12 protein-coding genes are annotated in these 15,680 nt (G+C 73.2%); 4 read left to right on the top strand and 8 right to left on the bottom strand.

Annotation, left to right across the window (positions count from 1 at the left end; translation table 11 throughout):
- Nucleotide 1: 1 nt before the first annotated feature.
- Complete coding sequence (locus IMZ11_RS33400; protein ID WP_228646392.1) at nucleotides 2-1,591, bottom strand: aldehyde dehydrogenase family protein; 1,590 nt, start codon at nucleotides 1,589-1,591, stop codon at nucleotides 2-4.
- The gene (locus tag IMZ11_RS33395; RefSeq protein WP_061256967.1) at nucleotides 1,588-2,856 is read right to left on the bottom strand and encodes an aspartate aminotransferase family protein; all 1,269 of its coding nucleotides are present in this window, start codon (nucleotides 2,854-2,856) and stop codon (nucleotides 1,588-1,590) included. Before IMZ11_RS33395 ends, IMZ11_RS33400 begins: the two co-directional genes overlap by 4 nt.
- 199 nt (nucleotides 2,857-3,055) lie before the next feature.
- On the opposite strand from IMZ11_RS33395, the gene IMZ11_RS33390 reads away from it, so the two are divergent.
- The 4 genes from IMZ11_RS33390 to IMZ11_RS33375 all read left to right on the top strand — a co-directional run bounded on the left by IMZ11_RS33390 (nucleotide 3,056) and on the right by IMZ11_RS33375 (nucleotide 8,874).
- Nucleotides 3,056-4,591 (top strand): APC family permease, encoded by a 1,536-nt coding sequence (locus IMZ11_RS33390; RefSeq protein WP_228646391.1) that lies wholly within the window; start codon nucleotides 3,056-3,058, stop codon nucleotides 4,589-4,591.
- A 61-nt stretch (nucleotides 4,592-4,652) separates the two neighbouring features.
- Nucleotides 4,653-6,944, top strand: a complete 2,292-nt coding sequence (locus IMZ11_RS33385; RefSeq protein WP_228646390.1) for a propanediol/glycerol family dehydratase large subunit — start codon at nucleotides 4,653-4,655, stop codon at nucleotides 6,942-6,944.
- Nucleotides 6,941-7,309, top strand: a complete 369-nt coding sequence (locus IMZ11_RS33380; RefSeq protein ID WP_228646389.1) for a diol dehydratase small subunit — start codon at nucleotides 6,941-6,943, stop codon at nucleotides 7,307-7,309. Before IMZ11_RS33385 ends, IMZ11_RS33380 begins: the two co-directional genes overlap by 4 nt.
- Nucleotides 7,306-8,874 carry a diol dehydratase reactivase ATPase-like domain-containing protein gene (locus IMZ11_RS33375; protein WP_228646388.1) on the top strand — a complete coding sequence of 523 codons (1,569 nt, stop codon included), beginning with the start codon at nucleotides 7,306-7,308 and terminating at the stop codon, nucleotides 8,872-8,874. Before IMZ11_RS33380 ends, IMZ11_RS33375 begins: the two co-directional genes overlap by 4 nt.
- On the opposite strand, the gene IMZ11_RS33370 is transcribed toward IMZ11_RS33375, so the two are convergent.
- The 6 genes from IMZ11_RS33370 to IMZ11_RS33345 all read right to left on the bottom strand — a co-directional run bounded on the left by IMZ11_RS33370 (nucleotide 8,844) and on the right by IMZ11_RS33345 (nucleotide 15,676).
- A complete protein-coding gene (locus IMZ11_RS33370) occupies nucleotides 8,844-9,689 on the bottom strand; it encodes a CoA ester lyase (protein WP_228646387.1) in 846 nt (281 codons plus the stop codon). The two genes, IMZ11_RS33375 and IMZ11_RS33370, sit on opposite strands and share 31 nt — an antisense overlap.
- 80 nt (nucleotides 9,690-9,769) lie before the next feature.
- Nucleotides 9,770-10,981, bottom strand: coding sequence for a CaiB/BaiF CoA-transferase family protein (locus IMZ11_RS33365; protein WP_228646386.1), 1,212 nt, complete (start codon nucleotides 10,979-10,981; stop codon nucleotides 9,770-9,772).
- 95 nt (nucleotides 10,982-11,076) lie between these two features.
- On the bottom strand, nucleotides 11,077-11,961 hold the full coding sequence (gene rbsK / locus IMZ11_RS33360; protein WP_228646385.1) for a ribokinase: 885 nt from the start codon (nucleotides 11,959-11,961) through the stop codon (nucleotides 11,077-11,079).
- A gap of 34 nt (nucleotides 11,962-11,995) precedes the next feature.
- Entirely contained in the window at nucleotides 11,996-13,342 is a 1,347-nt protein-coding gene (locus IMZ11_RS33355; protein ID WP_228646406.1) for an ADP-ribosylglycohydrolase family protein, read from the bottom strand.
- Nucleotides 13,342-14,493 carry an ADP-ribosylglycohydrolase family protein gene (locus tag IMZ11_RS33350; protein ID WP_228646384.1) on the bottom strand — a complete coding sequence of 384 codons (1,152 nt, stop codon included), beginning with the start codon at nucleotides 14,491-14,493 and terminating at the stop codon, nucleotides 13,342-13,344. The genes IMZ11_RS33355 and IMZ11_RS33350 overlap by 1 nt, the downstream gene beginning before the upstream one ends.
- Before the next feature lie 88 nt (nucleotides 14,494-14,581).
- Nucleotides 14,582-15,676, bottom strand: a complete 1,095-nt coding sequence (locus IMZ11_RS33345) for an ADP-ribosylglycohydrolase family protein (protein ID WP_228646383.1) — start codon at nucleotides 15,674-15,676, stop codon at nucleotides 14,582-14,584.
- Between the last annotated feature and the right edge of the window lie 4 nt (nucleotides 15,677-15,680).

Here is a 15,680-nt window from a genome sequence, read left to right as displayed (position 1 = left end):
GTCAGGACCTCACCAGCGACGCGAGCTCTTCGAGGATCAGCCGCCTGATCTCGTCGCGCAGCGTGTCCTGCGCCGTGCCGGACGAACCCGGGCCGGACGAACCCGGGCCGGACGAACCCGGGCCGGACGGGCCCGCGCCCGGGTCTCCGGACGGCGTCCCGGGTGCGGCCGCGGACGTACGGCGGGCGTTGGACGGCTCGGGATAGCGCGGGACCGGTCCGTCCGGCGGCGCCCACGGATCGAGCCCGGCGAAGTCGCCGAACGGCGCGTCCACGTGGTAGGCGACCCGGGTCCAGTCGACGAGATCGCCCGGCTGGAGGTTCGCCCCCGCCGACGATCCGCCGACGTACCCGGTGCCGATCGTCATGGAGATCGGCAGGTTCGTGTGGACTCCGGAGGAGCCCAGGCTGTTGCCGGCGTTGACGGAGATCCGCAGCACCGGGACCGCCGCGCCGAACTCCATGATCGTGCGCGGGTCGGTGCTGTGGATCGCGGCCGAGTGTCCGGCTCCGGTGATGCGCAGCACCGCCCTGGCCGCGTCGATCCCGCTCCTCGCCGAGGGCACCCGGAGCAGGCCGAGCACCGGGCAGAGCTTCTCGTGGGCCAGCGGCTCCTCGGGCACGGCGAGGTCGATGGGGGCGAGCAGCACCCTCGTCCCGGGCGGCACGCGTACGCCGGCGCGCTCGGCGATCCAGGTCGCGTCCTTCCCGACGAAGCGGGTGTCGAAGGACCCGCCGGGGAAGAGCGCGTCGCGTACCCGGTCGCGGTCGGGGCCGGACAGCAGGTGGGCGCCGCGCATGAGCGACACGAGCCGGTCGGCGACCGCGTCCTCGGCGATGAGCACGGACTCGTTGGTGCAGAGGATCGAGTTGTCGAAGCTCTTGCTGTCCACGATCAGCCGCGCCGCCGACTCCAGGTCGGCGCTGCGGTCGACCAGCACCGGGACGTTGCCGGGACCGACGCCGAGCGCCGGGTTGCCGGACCGGTACGCGGCCCGGACGACCGGGGTCCCTCCGGTCGCGACGACGACGTCCACGAGCGGGCTCGCCATCATCGCCTCGACGAGCGGCAGCTCCGGCTCCTCGATGACCTGGACGACCCCGTCGGGGGCGCCCGCGGCGACGGCGGCCTCGGCCAGCGTGCGCGCGGCGTCGGAGCAGCACTCCTTGGCCATCGGATGGGGGCTGATGATGATCGCGTTCCTCGTCATCAGCGACAGGAGGATCTTGAAGTAGACCGTGGCGACCGGGTTCGTCGACGGCGTGAGCGCGAAGACCACGCCGGCCGGCCGGGGAATCGACATGATCTTCTCGGCGGCGTCGGTGCGCGGCGACACGTAGTCGTGGCCCGCGTACGCCTCGGCCAGCCCGGTCGAGCAGGCCACGTTCTTCAGCGCCTTGTGCTCGGCGACGCCGAACCCGGTTTCCCGCACCGCCCACTCGGCGTAGCGGGTCGCGTTGTCCGCCGCCGTCCGGGCGACGGCCGCGACGATCCGGTCCACGGTCGCCCTGTCGTAGCGGGCGAAGGCACGGGAGGCCCACCTCGCGCGTTCCAGCAGGCCGTTGCCCGCGGTCGCCGTCCGGCCGCTCATCGGTGGACCTCCTTCGCGGCCCGCGCGATCGCGTGGGCCGTACGGTCGAGCATCTCCTCGGCCAGCGACGGGTCGATCAGGATGCCCGGCTTGTACTGCAGCACCCGGGGATCGAGGGTGGAGAAGATCGCCCAGACGCCGTTGTCGTAGAGCTGCCGCATGACGTGTTTGGCGCCCTCGGGGTGGTCGAACTCCAGGCCGATGACCAGGCCGTTCTGCCGGATGCCGGTGAACCAGCCGGGGTGGTCGGCCCGGATGCGCTCAAGGCCGCGCCCGATCAGGTCGGAGGCGTGGTGGACGATCGAGCGGGTCTGCGGCCGGTTGCAGATCTCCAGCGTCTTCATCGCGGCGACGCAGCCGAGCTCGGCGCCGCCGAAGGTGGCCATGTGGGCGAAACCGTCCTCCGTGAGCCAGCCGGCGCAGCGTTCGCTGACCAGGACGGCCGCGATCGGGTAGAGGCCGCCCGAGATGCCCTTTCCGGTGACCATGATGTCGGGCGTGATGCCGTGCTTGGTGATCGCCCACAGCTCGCCGGTGCGCATGAGCCCGGTCTGCACCTCGTCGGCGATGTAGAGCGCGTCGTACGTCTCGCAGAGCCGCTTGACGCCCTCCAGGTAGCCGGGCGCCGGCAGCGGGAAACCGTATGTCGCGGGGATGGTCTCCATGATCACCGCAGCCACGTCCCGGGCGCGCAGCGCGGACTCCATCGCCGCCAGGTCGTTGAACGGAACGTGGGTGAACTCCTCCGGCCGGTCTGCCAGGAACAGCTTGGCGAACCGGTCGTCCCCGGTACCGACGGCCAGGCCGGTGTGCCCGTGGTACGCCTTGACGATCGAGACGATCCTGCGCTTCCCGGTGGCGTGCCGCGCGGTCTTGAGCGCGATGTCGATGGCCTCGCCGCCGCCGCTGCCGTAGATCACCTTGCTCATACCCTTGGGCGCCGAGGCGATCAGCGCCTCGGCGAGAGCCGTACGGGCGAGGGAGGGGAAGTGGTGGTTGCCGATGTCGAAGTGGTCCATGGCCTGCTTCAGCGCGGCCACGACCTCGGGATTGCGGTGGCCCAGGTTGTAGGTGCCCCCGTTGAGGTGCACGTCGATCAGGCGCCGGCCGGAGACGTCGTAGAGGAAGTAGCCCTCTCTGCGGTCGATGACCAGGGGGACCCCGGAGTCGACCCAGAACCGGGTCTTCCCCGGATTCCAGTACGTCGAGGACTTCTCCAGCACCTCGTCCTTCGACGCGAAGGTGAACAGCCCGTAGTCCAGCATCCCGGTCCCATCGGTCCGTCAATCGGTAGGACCAAATAGTTAGCCGGGCGACCATAAAACGTCAATGGCTCTTTCTGTGCGGATTCGGAAACACCACGGGTCTTGCTCGGGCCGACCATAGGGTGGCACGATTTGCGCACCTTGTGTGACTTGGCACACATCATCCCCCCCTACAACGGTCTCTCCGGAGGGCCCACCTGTGAGCACCTTTGAGACGCGGGCGGTCTCGCCTGCCGAGCCTCCCACCGGAACACAGGGCGTCAGCCGTCTGCGCAAGGACGCCGTCGGCCTGGCCGGCGTCATCTTCATGGCCGTCGCCACCGCCGCTCCCATCACCGCCATGACGGGCAACGTGCCGATCGCGCTCGGCTTCGGCAACGGCCTCGGCGCCCCTGCGGGCTACCTGTTCGCGACCATCGTGCTGACCGTCTTCTCGGTCGGCTACGTCGCGATGGCGAAGCACATCACCTCCGCCGGCGCCTTCTACGGCTACATCTCGCACGGCCTCGGCCAGGTCGTCGGCATGGTGGCCGGCCTGCTCGCGACCATGGCGTACGTCGTGTTCGAGGCATCACTCATCGGGTTCTTCGCCTACTCCGCCCACGACACGTTCCTGACCATGGCCGGGGTGGACGTCCACTGGCTGGTGTTCGCCTTCGTCGGCCTCGGCCTCAACGCCGTGCTGACCTACTTCGACATCAACCTCACCGCCAAGGTCCTCGGCTTCTTCCTGATCACCGAGATCTTCATGCTGGGCCTCACCGCGACCGTGACGCTGTTCCACGGAGGCGGCCCCGACGGCTTCATGATCTCGTCGATCAACCCGCTGAACGCCTTCCAGTCGAACGGCCTCGCGGCCGGCGCCGTCGGGCTCGGGCTCTTCATGTGCTTCTGGTCGTGGGTGGGCTTCGAGTCCACCGCGATGTACGGCGAGGAGTCGCGCGACCCCAAGAGGATCGTGCCCAAGGCCACGCTGGTCTCCGTCGTCGGCATCGGCCTCTTCTACACGTTCATCTCCTGGATGACGGTCGCCGCCAACGGCGTGAAGGCGCCCGAGCTCGCCGCCACCGAGTTCGCCGGGATCTTCTTCAACCCGACCAGGGAACTCGTCGGCGCGTGGGCCGTGGACCTGTTCAAGGTGCTGATCCTGACCGGCTCGTTCGCCTGCTCGATGGCGTTCCACAACTGCGCCTCGCGCTACCTCTACGCGCTCGGCCGGGAGAACCTGATCCCGGGCACCGGCCGCACCCTCGGAGCCACCCACCCCAAGCACGGATCGCCGCACATCGCCGGATTCATCCAGACCGCGATCTCCGTGGTGCTGGTCCTCGCGTTCTTCTTCGCGGGCATGGACCCCTACATCCACCTGTACACGCTGCTCGCGGTGCTCGGGACGCTGGCGATCCTCATCGTGCAGTCGCTCTGCTCCTTCTCCGTGATCGGCTACTTCCACGTGAAGAAGAAGCACCCCGAGACGGCCAACGTCTTCCGCACCCTGATCGCGCCGCTCACCGGCGGGCTGGCCATGCTGTTCGTCGTCCTGCTGCTCTTCCAGAACCAGGAGGCCGCGGCGGGCGACGCGTCCAAGACCCTGCTGTTCCGCCTCATCCCCTGGATCGTGCTGGCGTTCGCCGCGCTGGGCGCCGGACTCGCCCTCTATCTGAAGGCCAGGAACCCGGCCAAGTTCGCGATCATCGGCCGCATCGTGCTCGAGGACACCGTCGAGCGCGACTGACCCCGCCCCGCCGATCTCCCCGTCCGTTCCCCGCCGCAGAACCGCAAGGAAGGAGAGCGCGATGATCCCTCCGTACGACAGCGACAGTGACGACGACAGCGACGGCAGACCGACCGTCCCCGGACCGGTCGGCCGGATCCGCCTCATGGACGCCCAGCGGGTCAACCTCGACGGTTTCGCCGTGGAGAATCCCGAACTCGGGCTGGTCGCCCTCGCCTCGCCGTACGACCCGAAGCCCGGTCTGGTCGTCGAAGACGGCGTGGTCACCGAGATGGACGGGGTGAAGGCGGCCGACTTCGACTCGATCGACGCGTTCATCGCGGCCCACGGCCTCGACCTCACCGTGGCGAGCGAGGCCATGACGCTGTCCGACGTGGCCGTGGCCCGCATGATGGTCGACCCGTCGGTCCCCCGCTCGGAGGTCGTCTGGCTCTGCGCCGGGATGACACCGGCCAAGCTCGCCCGGGTGCTGGCCCTGCTGCGCCCGGCCGAGCTCGTCATGGCCATGACGAAGCTGCGGGCCCGCCGCACGCCGTCGAACCAGGCCCACGTCACCAACCGGCTCGACGACCCGCTGCTGCTCGCGGCCGACGCGGCGACCGCCGCCGCGTTCGGGTTCCGCGAACTGGAGACGACCGTGCCCGTGCTGGCCGACGCCCCGTCCAACGCGGTGGCGGTCTCGATCGGCGCGGCCGTCGGATCGCCGGGCGTCCTCGTGCAGTGCTCCGTCGAGGAGGCTCTCGAACTGGAGCTGGGCCTGCGCGGGTTCGTCTCGTACGCCGAGACCGTCTCGCTGTACGGGACCGAGCAGGTCTTCACCGACGGCGACGACACGCCGTGGTCGAAGGCGTTCCTCACCAGCGCGTACGCGTCCCGGGGGATCAAGATGCGGGTCTCGTCCGGCGCCGGGGCCGAGGTGCTCATGGGCGGGGCGGAACGCCGGTCGATGCTCTACCTGGAGTCGCGCTGCGTCGCGCTGGCCCGTGCGATGGGCGCCCAGGGCGTGCAGAACGGCGGCATCGACGGCGCCAGCGTGGCCGGCGCCGTCCCGCGCGGCGTCCGCGAGCTGATGGCCGAGAACGTCATGGTCATGGCACGCAACCTGGAGTCCTGCTCGGGCAACGACGCGCTGATGTCGGAGTCCGACGTGCGCAGGACCTCGCGAACGCTGCCCATCTTCCTGGCCGGATCTGATTTCGTCTGCAGCGGATTCGGCTCGATCCAGCGCTACGACAACATGTTCGGCCCGTCGAACTGGAACGCCGAGGACATCGACGACTACCTGGCGATGCAGCGCGACTGGGGCGTCGACGGCGGCCTGCGCACGGCCGACCCCGCCACGGTCGCGGAGCTGCGCGAACGGGCGGCCCAGGCCGTACGCGCCGTATACGCGTGGTTCGGCCTGGCCGACTTCACCGACGAGCAGGTGGCGGCGGCGGTGGACGCGGCGGGGTCGAAGGACCTCGCCGGGCCGGACACCGGCTACAACACGGTGGCCGTCATGCACGCCGCGCGTGTCATCCGCGAGACGGGGCTGACCATGGCCGACGTCGTGACCGCGCTCCAGGAGACCGGTTTCGAGCCCGAGGCGGAGCGGCTGCTCGACATGCTGAAGGTCAGGGTGGGCGGCGACTGCCTGCAGACGTCGGCCATCCTCACGCCGGAGATGCGCGTGTTGTCCCTCGTCACCGATCCCAACGACTACACCGGGCCGGGTACGGGGTACGAGCCCACGCCGGAGCGCCAGGCGGAGATCGACGCCATCCGCCAGCAGCGCTCCGTCGAGGACCTGCGCCGCGAGCAGGCCGCGTACGCCTCGGACGCGCTGCGACCCCGCGGCGCGGCGGCCCAGGGCGGCGATCCCCGCGAGGTCGTCGTCGGCGTCTCCCCCGCGACCGGCAGGGACATCTGGGTCACGCTCTCGGGGCTGCCCGTGGTGGAGGTCCTGCGCCAGCTCCTCGCCGGCCTGGAGGAGGAAGGCTGCGTCGCGCGGATCGTACGGTTCGACGACACGATCGACCTCGGCATGATCGGACTGTCCGCGGCCCGCCTGTCCGGCTCGGGGATCGGGATCGGCCTGCAGGCCAAGGGGACCGCGCTGATCCACCGCAGGGACCTCGCCCCGCTGGCCAACCTGGAGCTGTACAGCATCGCCCCGGTGCTGTCGGCCGACGACTACCGGCTGATGGGGGTGAACGCGGGCCGCCACGCCAAGGGCGCGACCCCGGAGCCGGCCCGCAACCCGTACACCGACGAGGCGATCGAGGCCCGTTACCACACCAGGGTGGTCTCGCTCGTCGCCATCGAGCGCGCCTGCTGCCGGGCCGCAGGACCTGAGGAGCTGACCTTATGACGAGCCCCGGACGACGTGCGTACTCCGGCCGGCCGGTGGAGTCGGTGACCGTGGAGTCCGTACGACGGGGCGAGGTGACCCAGGACGACCTGCGCATCCATCCGGAGACGCTGGAGTCCCAGGCGGCCGTCGCCGAGCGGCACGGCAACCCGCAGCTCGCGGCCAACCTGCGGCGGGCCGCCGAGCTCGCCCGCCTCCCCGACCGGGACGTGATGCGCGTCTACGAGGCCCTTCGGCCGCGCCGCTCGACCGCGGACGAGCTGTCGGCCCTCGCCGGATGGCTGGACGAGCAGGGCTGCCCGCGCAACGCCGCGCTGGTCCGCGAGGCCCGGGACGTCTACGTACGGCGGGGCCTCGCGCGATGAGCGCCCTCGTCGCGGGCGTGGACGTCGGCAACGCGACCACCGAGATCGTGGTGGCGCGCGACGGCGTCCCCGTCGCCTGGGACCAGGTCGTCACGCGCGGCGTCAAGGGATCGCCCGCGTCCCTGGCCGGGGCCGTCGCCCTGCTGCGGCGGATCGAGCGGGGCCTGGGCGCGCGGGTGGACGAGGTCGTGATGGCCCCCCTGCGCCCGGTCACGACGACCACCGCGGAGGTCCCGTACGGGCCGGAGCGCACCGGACGCCTGCGCGTCGTCGCCGCGGGAAGCCCCACCCCGGGAGGCGAGGGCGTCGCGGTGGGCCGCCCGTACCCGCTCGGCGGACCCGTCGGCGAACCGCCCGAGGGAGGGCTGATCGCCCTGGTGCCCCTCCGGACGGGGTACGAGCGGGCCGCACGGGAGATCCGCGCCGCGCTGGGCGCCGGAGTGCCGATCACCGGGGTACTCGCCGAAGGGGACGAGGGCCGCCTGATCGCCAACCGGATCGGCGTGACCGTTCCCGTGGCCGACCAGGTCGACGTCACGGCGGTCGCCGCCGCCGAGCTGGTCGCCGTGGAGGTGCGCCCGCCGGGCCGTCCCCTCCGGCACCTGTCCGACGCGCTCTTCCTCGGGTCGCGGCTCGGCGAGCGCGAGAGCGCTCCGGCGGTCTGCGCGCGGCTCCACGACGTCTCCAGCGCGGTCGTCGTCCTGCTGCCCGGCGGCCCTCCCGCGGCGCCGGCCGATCGGGAGGCCGCCGAGAAAGCGACAGCAGGCACGGACGTGCCGGCGGCGTCGACCGGGCGGGCCGTGATCGACCTGGACGCGGTGGCGGGATCGGTCAACGCGCGGGCCGGCACGACCGGCTCGCGATCATTGCTGGTGGCCACGCTGGGGCCGGAGTCCCCCGCCGTCCTGCCCGCCGATCTCGGCGTGCCCGTACGGCTCGCGCCGAGCGAGGCCGGGGCGGCACGCGCCGGGGCGCTCACCACGCCGGGCGCCGACGAGGGCGCCCTGGTCGTCGACCTCGGCGGCGGCACGGTGGACCTGATCGGCCCGTCGGAGGAGGTCGTGGCGGCCGGCGCCGGGGATCTGCTCACCGCGGCGGTCGCGGCCGTGCTCGGTGTCCCGCGCGGCGCGGCCGAGTGGGTCAAGCGCGGGCCGTGCGTCCGGGTGGAGACTCCCGGCGTGACGCTCGGGGAGGACGGCGTCCGCGTGTTCCTCGACTCCACCGCGCCGCCCGGGACGGTGGGGTGGCTGACCGTGCCCGGCCCGGCCGGGCCGCTGCCCTTCTCCTCGGCGATGAGCCCGGCGGAGTGGCGCGCGCTCCGGCTGTCCATCAAGCGCGAGGTGCTCGGCGCCACGGTCAGGCGGGCGCTGGCGGAGCTGGCCGGTCCGGACGGGGCGGGGCGCGGGGCCGTCATCGTGGGCGGCCCGGCGGGAGACGACGAGGTCCTCGGCGTGCTGGCCCGCGAGCTGCCCCGTGGCCTGGCGATCGGACGCGGCGACGTGGCGGGCACGCTCGGCCACCGGTACGCCGTCGCCTACGGCCTGCTCGTCTCGGCCCCGCCCTGACGCGTCTCCTGGCGGGATGCCCGCAGGACGCGGCGGGCCTGGCGGACCACCGCCTCGTCCACGAACCGCCCGTCCGGGAGGGCGACCGCGCCGCGACCGGCCGCCGCGATCACCTCGTGGGCGGCGGTGATCTCCGCCTCGGTCGGGCGGTAGGCGTTCACGATCACCGGGAGCTGGGCCGGGTGGATCGCCGCCCGGCCGCGGAACCCCGACGCCCGGCCCTCCAGGCAGGACGCGGCCAGCCCGGCGAGGTCCCTGACGTCCGGGTAGACCGACTGGGCGGGCGCGGGCAGCCCGGCCGCGCGGGCGGCGACGACGACGCGGGACCGCGCCCAGGCCAGCCCGGCGTCGGCGGTGACGCCGAGGTCGGCGCGAAGGTCGGCCTCACCCAGCCCGATGCCCGTTACCGCCTCAGAGGCGGTGGCGATCTCGAAGGCGCGTTCGAGCCCGAGCGCGGATTCGAGCAGCGGGTGCAGGGGCACGCCGGGCACCGCCGCCGCGATCTCCCTCACCTCCGCCGCCGACTCCACCTTGGGCACCCGGATGCCGCACGTCCCGGTGACGAGGGCGGCCAGCGCGTGCAGATCCGCCTGCCCGTACGGCGTGCGCACGTCGTTGACGCGGACCTGGACCCGGGGCTGAGGCGTGGCGAGCAGCGCGACGGCCTCGGCCCTGGCCTGGCCCTTGTTCTCGGGCGCGACCGCGTCCTCCAGGTCGACGATCACGACGTCGGCGTCCGTGGCCAGCGCCCTGGCCACCCGGTCCGGCCGGTCGGCGGGGACGTACAACCAGGTCAGCGGTGCGGTCTGCGGCACGGCGTCACTCCTCATGGCGTTCGCGGTCGCCTGATGATCCCCCTGCCGCGCCGGGTCAACCCCGGCCCGGCTGTGATCCGTCACACGATTCCCTTCGCGCGGAGCGCGGCGATCCGGCCCGGAGGCAGGCCGAGCGAGGTCAGCACCTCCTCGGTGTCGGCCCCGTGCGGGCGGCCGGTCCAGCGGATGGCGCCGGGCGTCCCCGACAGCCGGAACATGACGTTCTGCATGCGCAGCGGCCCCAGCTCGGGGTCCTCCACCGTGGTGATCGCGTCGAGCGCCCGGAGCTGGGGGTCGGCCATGACGTCCCGCACGTCGTAGATCGGCGCGACCGCGGCCTGCGCCTCCTCGAAGGCCGCGAGGACCTCGTCACGGGTGCGGTCGGCCACCCAGGCGGCCACGGCCGCGTCCAGCTCGTCGGCGTGGCCGACCCGCCCGGCGCCGGTGGCGAACCAGGGTTCTGCGACGTACTCGGGCCGGCCGACGAGCCGCATGACGCGTTCGGCGATGTTCTGCGCCGAGGTGGATACGGCGACCCAGGAGCCGTCCTTGCACCGGTAGGTGTTGCGCGGCGCGTTGTTGACGGACCGGTTGCCGGTGCGCGGCGGCACGACGCCGAGCCGGTCGTAGATGGTGGGCTGCGCCCCGAGGACGCCGAGGATCGGCTCGATGATCGACATGTCGACGACCTGACCGCGGCCCGATCGCAGGGCCGTCATGATCGCGAACGCCGTGGCGAGCGCGCAGATCCCGTCGGCCAGACCGAACGGCGGCAGCGTCGGCGGGCCGTCCGGTTCGCCGGTCATCGCGGCGAACCCGCTCATCGCCTCGGCCAGCGTGCCGAACCCCGGCCTGCGGGCGTACGGGCCGAACTGCCCGAACCCGGTCACCCGGGCGAGCACGAGCCGCGGGTTCGCCTCACCGAGCCGGTCGTAGCCGAGGTTCCACCGCTCCAGCGTGCCCGGACGGAAGTTCTCGATCACCACGTCGGCGTCCCGTACCAGCTCGACCAGGAGGTCCTGGCCGTCCGGCGTGGACAGGTCGAGGGTGATCGCGCGCTTGTTGCGGCCGAGCGTCTTCCACCACAGCCCTTCCGGCCCGTGACCGCGCGAGGGGTCGGGCTTGGCCGGATGCTCGACCTTGATCACATCCGCTCCGTAGTCGCCGAGCAGCATCGCGGCCATCGGCCCGGCGAACAGGGTCGCGAGGTCCAGCACGCGGACGCCGGACAGCGGCGGCGCAGGCGGCTCCTGTTGCGCAGGAGGCACCGGGGGCGTGGCGGGGGTGGTCATCGTTCCTCCGTTTCGGAATTCCACGCGGCCGGAGGCCGGCCGGGGCGGGGTGTGGGGCACCACCGCCGGGCCGGCCTCCGGTCACAGCCCTCCGGTCACAGGAGGGCCGCGTCGATCTCGGCGCGGCTCGGCATGGACGTGCTCGCGCCCTCGCGCTGGACGGACAGCGCGGCGGCCGTCGAGGCGAACCGCAGTGCCTGCGCGGGCTCGCGACCCTCGGCCCTGGCGACCGCGAGGGCGCCGACGAACGTGTCCCCGGCCGCCGTGGTGTCCACCGCCTCGACGGGTACGGCCGGCACGAGCAGGCGGGTCCCGGCGCGGGAGCCGTACAGCGCGCCCTTGGAGCCCAGGGTGATCACGGCCTCCGGAACGCGGTCGAGCAGGATCTTGAGCGCGTCGTCCGGGTCGTCGGCGCCGGTGATCGCGGCGGCCTCGTGCTCGTTGGGCACGATCAGGTCCACCGAGTCGAGCAGCTCGTTCGGCAGCTCGACCACGGGAGCGGGCGTCAGGACGACGGGCACGCCGGCGGCGCGGGCCGCGCGGGCCCCCGCGACGACCGCGTCGAGCGGCAGTTCGAGCTGCAGGAGGAGCGCCCTGGAGCGAGCGATCATCTCGATGTCCTCGGCGGCGCATCCGGTGATGGTGCCGTTGGCGCCGGGCACGACGATGATCGAGTTGCCGCCGCTGTCCTCCACGACGATGTGCGCGATTCCCGACGGTCCCGGCTCGACCCGCAGCCTGCTCGTGTCGACGCCCGACTCGAACAACGCGCCGCGCAGGGCCGGGCCGAAGGGGTCGTCGCCCACGGCCCCGATGAACGCGACCCGGGCGCCCGCCCTGGCGGCGGCGACCGCCTGGTTGGCGCCCTTGCCGCCGGGCACCGTGCGGAACGCCCGTCCCGTGACGGTCTCACCCATCTTGGGGGCGGACGGTACGTAGGCCACCAGGTCCATGTTGGCGCTGCCGAACACCGAGATCACGATGCTTCCTCCAGGATCGTCACCTTTATCCCGCTTACCCTGCCATCAACCGGGTCCGCCGGGCGAGCTCGCCCAGGGCGATGCCGTCGAATCCGGTGATGCTGCTGGTCAGGCGGTCCTTCATGGACCACTGCCCGGGAACGCCCCCGTTCAGCGCTCCGGCGATCGAACCGACGGTCGCACCCGCCGAGTCGGTGTCCCAGCCGCCCGCGACCGCGCCCGCGATCGAGGCGGTGAAGTCTCCCCCTCCGTGGACCAGCACCGCGGCGATCAGGGCGGCGTTGTTGATCGTGTGAACCCAGTGCAGGTGGCCGTGCCGGGCATGCAGGTGGTCCACGACCCGCTCGAAGTCCCGCTCCGCGCCCGCCACGGCCACGGCGTCACGTACGGCCGCCGCCAGCCGGGACCCCGCCGGGACGACGGACAGGCCCGCCTCGACCACCTCGGTGACGGACGAGGCGTCGAGGGACCGCGCGCACATGGCGGCCGTGAACATCGCGCCGTAGACGCCGTTCGCCGTGTGGCTGAGCCGGGCGTCCCGCCAGGCGAACTCGGCCGCCGTCGCGGGGTCTCCCGGGTTCGCCCAGCCGTACACGTCGGCCCTGATCAGGGCGCCGATCCATTCGCGGAACGGATTGCGGTAGGTCGCGGTCTCCTCCGGCTCGATGCCCGTCAGGAGGTTGCGGTAGGCCACCCGCTCGGCGGTGAACACCCGGCCGCCCGGCAGCTCGTCCAGCCACATCTGGGCGACGTTCCCGGTGGTGAAGTCCCTGCCGTGCCGCTCCAGGACGGCGAGCGCGAGCAGCGCGAAGTTGAGGTCGTCGTCCTCGGGGATCCCGTCGATGTTCTCCGCGAGGCTGTTGACCGCGCTCCGCCGGTTCCACGGCCACCTCCGGGCGGTCTCCGGCGGCAGGCCCCTGGCGGTGAACCAGCCGCGGATCGGCCAGTTGCCGGTCACCTCGGCGATCTCCCTGATGCCCTCGCGCGGGATCTTCTCCACCGGCTTGCCCAGCACGCATCCGGCGGCCCTGCCCTGCCAGGCGCCGAGCACCCGGGCCGGGTCGGCGTCCGGCACCCGGTCCGCCCGTCCTCGGGCCGGCCACGCGGGGCAGGCGGCGACGATCTCGTTCCAGCCGGACGGCTCCGGCAGCGGCGAGGGGATCGCGGCCAGCCGGTCGAGCAGATCCTCCGCCAGGCGGCGCAGCCGTACGGGAGGGGCCTCCGGGGAGGCACCGGCGCGGGGCGGCGCCGCGTGGCCTCCCGCCGCGTGCCAGCGCGCGGCGATGTCCCGCACCTCGGGCAGGTCCCACCGGCCGTCCTCGGCGGCCTGGCGCAGCTCGTGGCCGACCAGGTCCTCCGGTTGGACCCAGGTGAGCCGCATCACGAGGCGTCTCCGGCGGCCAGCAGCTCGGCGAAGGCGGCGTCGGCGGTCCGGCGGCGCTCCGCGTCGGCGGCCCGCACCCGGCGCGCCACCGCGGCGATGGCGAGTCCCGGGCCGACGAGATCGGTCCTGCTGGCCGCCGACACCTCCTCGACCCACCCGGCCGGTACGGCGGCCCTCCCGCCGAGTGCCCCGGCGACCGCGCCGCCCATCGACGCGATCGAGTCGGCGTCCCGCCCGTAGTTCACGCCGCCGAGCACCGTCTCGCGGTAGTCGCCCTTGGCGATCAGCAGGAACGCGAGGGCGAGCGGCAGCTCCTCGATGCTGTGCGTCCGGCTCGGGCGGCGGGCGCCGAGCCCCTGGTCGCGGTAGGTGTCGGCGACCGTGTCGTAGGGCCGCATGGCGGCGCGCAGCGCCTCGAAGGACCCCTCCCAGTGGCCGTGGTCCCTGGCCGCCGAACACACCGCCTCGATGGCCGCCTTCGTGCCGTCGCGGGCGAGCCGTACGCAGGTCGCGACCACGGAGTCGGGCGTGGCACCGGGGCGCATCGCCTCGGCGACGGCGGCGGCGAGGACCCCCGCCGCCTCCCGGCCGTAGCTGGACTGGTGCGCGCCCGCGAGGTCGATCGCCTCGGCGTAGGCGCCGTCCGGGTCGCCCGCGTTGACGACGCCCACGGGCGCCATGTACATCGCGGCGCCGCAGTTGACGATGTTCCCCACGCCGGCCTCGCGCGGGTCGACGTGCCCGTAGTGCAGCCGCAGGGCCAGCCACTTCTCGGCAAGGAAAACCCGGTGCAGCGGCAGCGCCTCGGCCTCCAGCTCGGGGATCCAGCGTTTCTCGCCCATCATCTCGGGGACGAGGTGCTCGGCCGCGGCGTAGGCGTCCAGATGCCCGCCGGCCCGCTCGTACACGCGGATCAGCGCATGGGTCATCAGGGTGTCGTCGGTCACGTGGCCGTCGCCCTTGTGGTACGGCGCGATCGGCCGGGCGTTGCGCCAGTCCTCGAAGTACGGCGGGACGACGCCTTCGACGCGGCCTCCGTACCGCGCCAGGATCTGCTCGGGCGTCCACCCCTCGGTGGCCCCGCCGAGCGCGTCCCCCACCGCTGCCCCGGCCACGCAGCCGACGGCCCTGTCCTCAAGCGGCGTCATGCCGTCCCCTCCGAATCGACCCACGCGGAACCATGGAACCGCGCAACTGTGATGAATGCCGTGTATCGCGGTTGTCCGGGCCACGGTGTCATGCCGGGCTCCCCGTCCCATGATCGGACGCCAGCGCCCGCGCGACGGCGAGCAGGTCCACGCCCGCCATCTCCGGCAGGCAGCAGCCCGTCAGTGTGCGCGCCGCCGCCCGCCATCCCTCCGGCAGCGCCGCGTGTCCCGCGTACGCGCCGGCGAGCGCGCCGGTGAGCGCGGGGGCCGAGTCGGCGACCGACGCCAGACAGGCCGCCGCCGACACCGCGGCTCCGAACGCCCCACCGGACGCGCCCACAGGCGAACTCACGGACGAACTCGACGACGAACTCGCCGACGGACTCACGGACGACATCGCGGCGTCAGCGAGCGCCAGGGCGATCGGGACGGTCTCCGCGGCCGCCACGCCGTAGCTGTAGACGTGGCCGAGCAGCGCCGCGTCGAGCGCCGGGACCGCGGCGAACGGGTCGCCGTGCTCCCGTGCCACCGCCACGGCCGTACGCGCGGCGAGCCCGATCGCGCTGTCCTCCGGAAGCCCACCGATCGCCGCGTCGACCGCCTGCCGCATCGGCGCGCCCCGCACCAGCGCGCCGACCGCCGTCGCCATCGCCACGGCGCCGAGGACACCGTCCCCGGAGTTGGTGACCCGCGCGTCGGCGACCGGGTCCATCCCCACCGCGCCGAACGCCACGGCCCGTACGGCGGCCGCGTCGTCGAAGAAGTGCGGGTTGTCGTGGCCGCTCGCGGGTGGCCCCAGCCCCGCGGCGAGGTTGTCCAGCGCGGACCAGACGGAGATGCGGGCGCGCAGATCGTCCCGCTCGACGAGCCGCCCGAACGCCTCGGCCCGGTCCTCGTGGATCGTCGTCGCCGTCCAGGCGAGCCATTCGGCGTCGTCGGACGGGCCCAGCGCCAGCGGCTCGACCGGCTGGTTCAGCGCGAACGGCACCGGCAGCGTGGTCACCTGGCGTTCCTCCGCGAACGCGTCCAGCTCGCGGTACAGCCGCCTGCTCCACGGTGCCAGCCGCAGCGAACGGTGACGCGCGGCCGGCCAGCCGGCGGCGTCCCCGGCGGCGAGCCCGACGAAGGCGCCCAGGATCCGATCCTCCGACGGCGGCGTGCCGCCTCCGCCCCCCGATGACATGTCC

The sequence above is a fragment of the Microtetraspora sp. AC03309 genome, from assembly GCF_020826795.1.
Classification (GTDB): domain Bacteria; phylum Actinomycetota; class Actinomycetes; order Streptosporangiales; family Streptosporangiaceae; genus Microtetraspora; species Microtetraspora glauca.
This window is presented reverse-complemented; position numbering and strand designations above follow the sequence as displayed.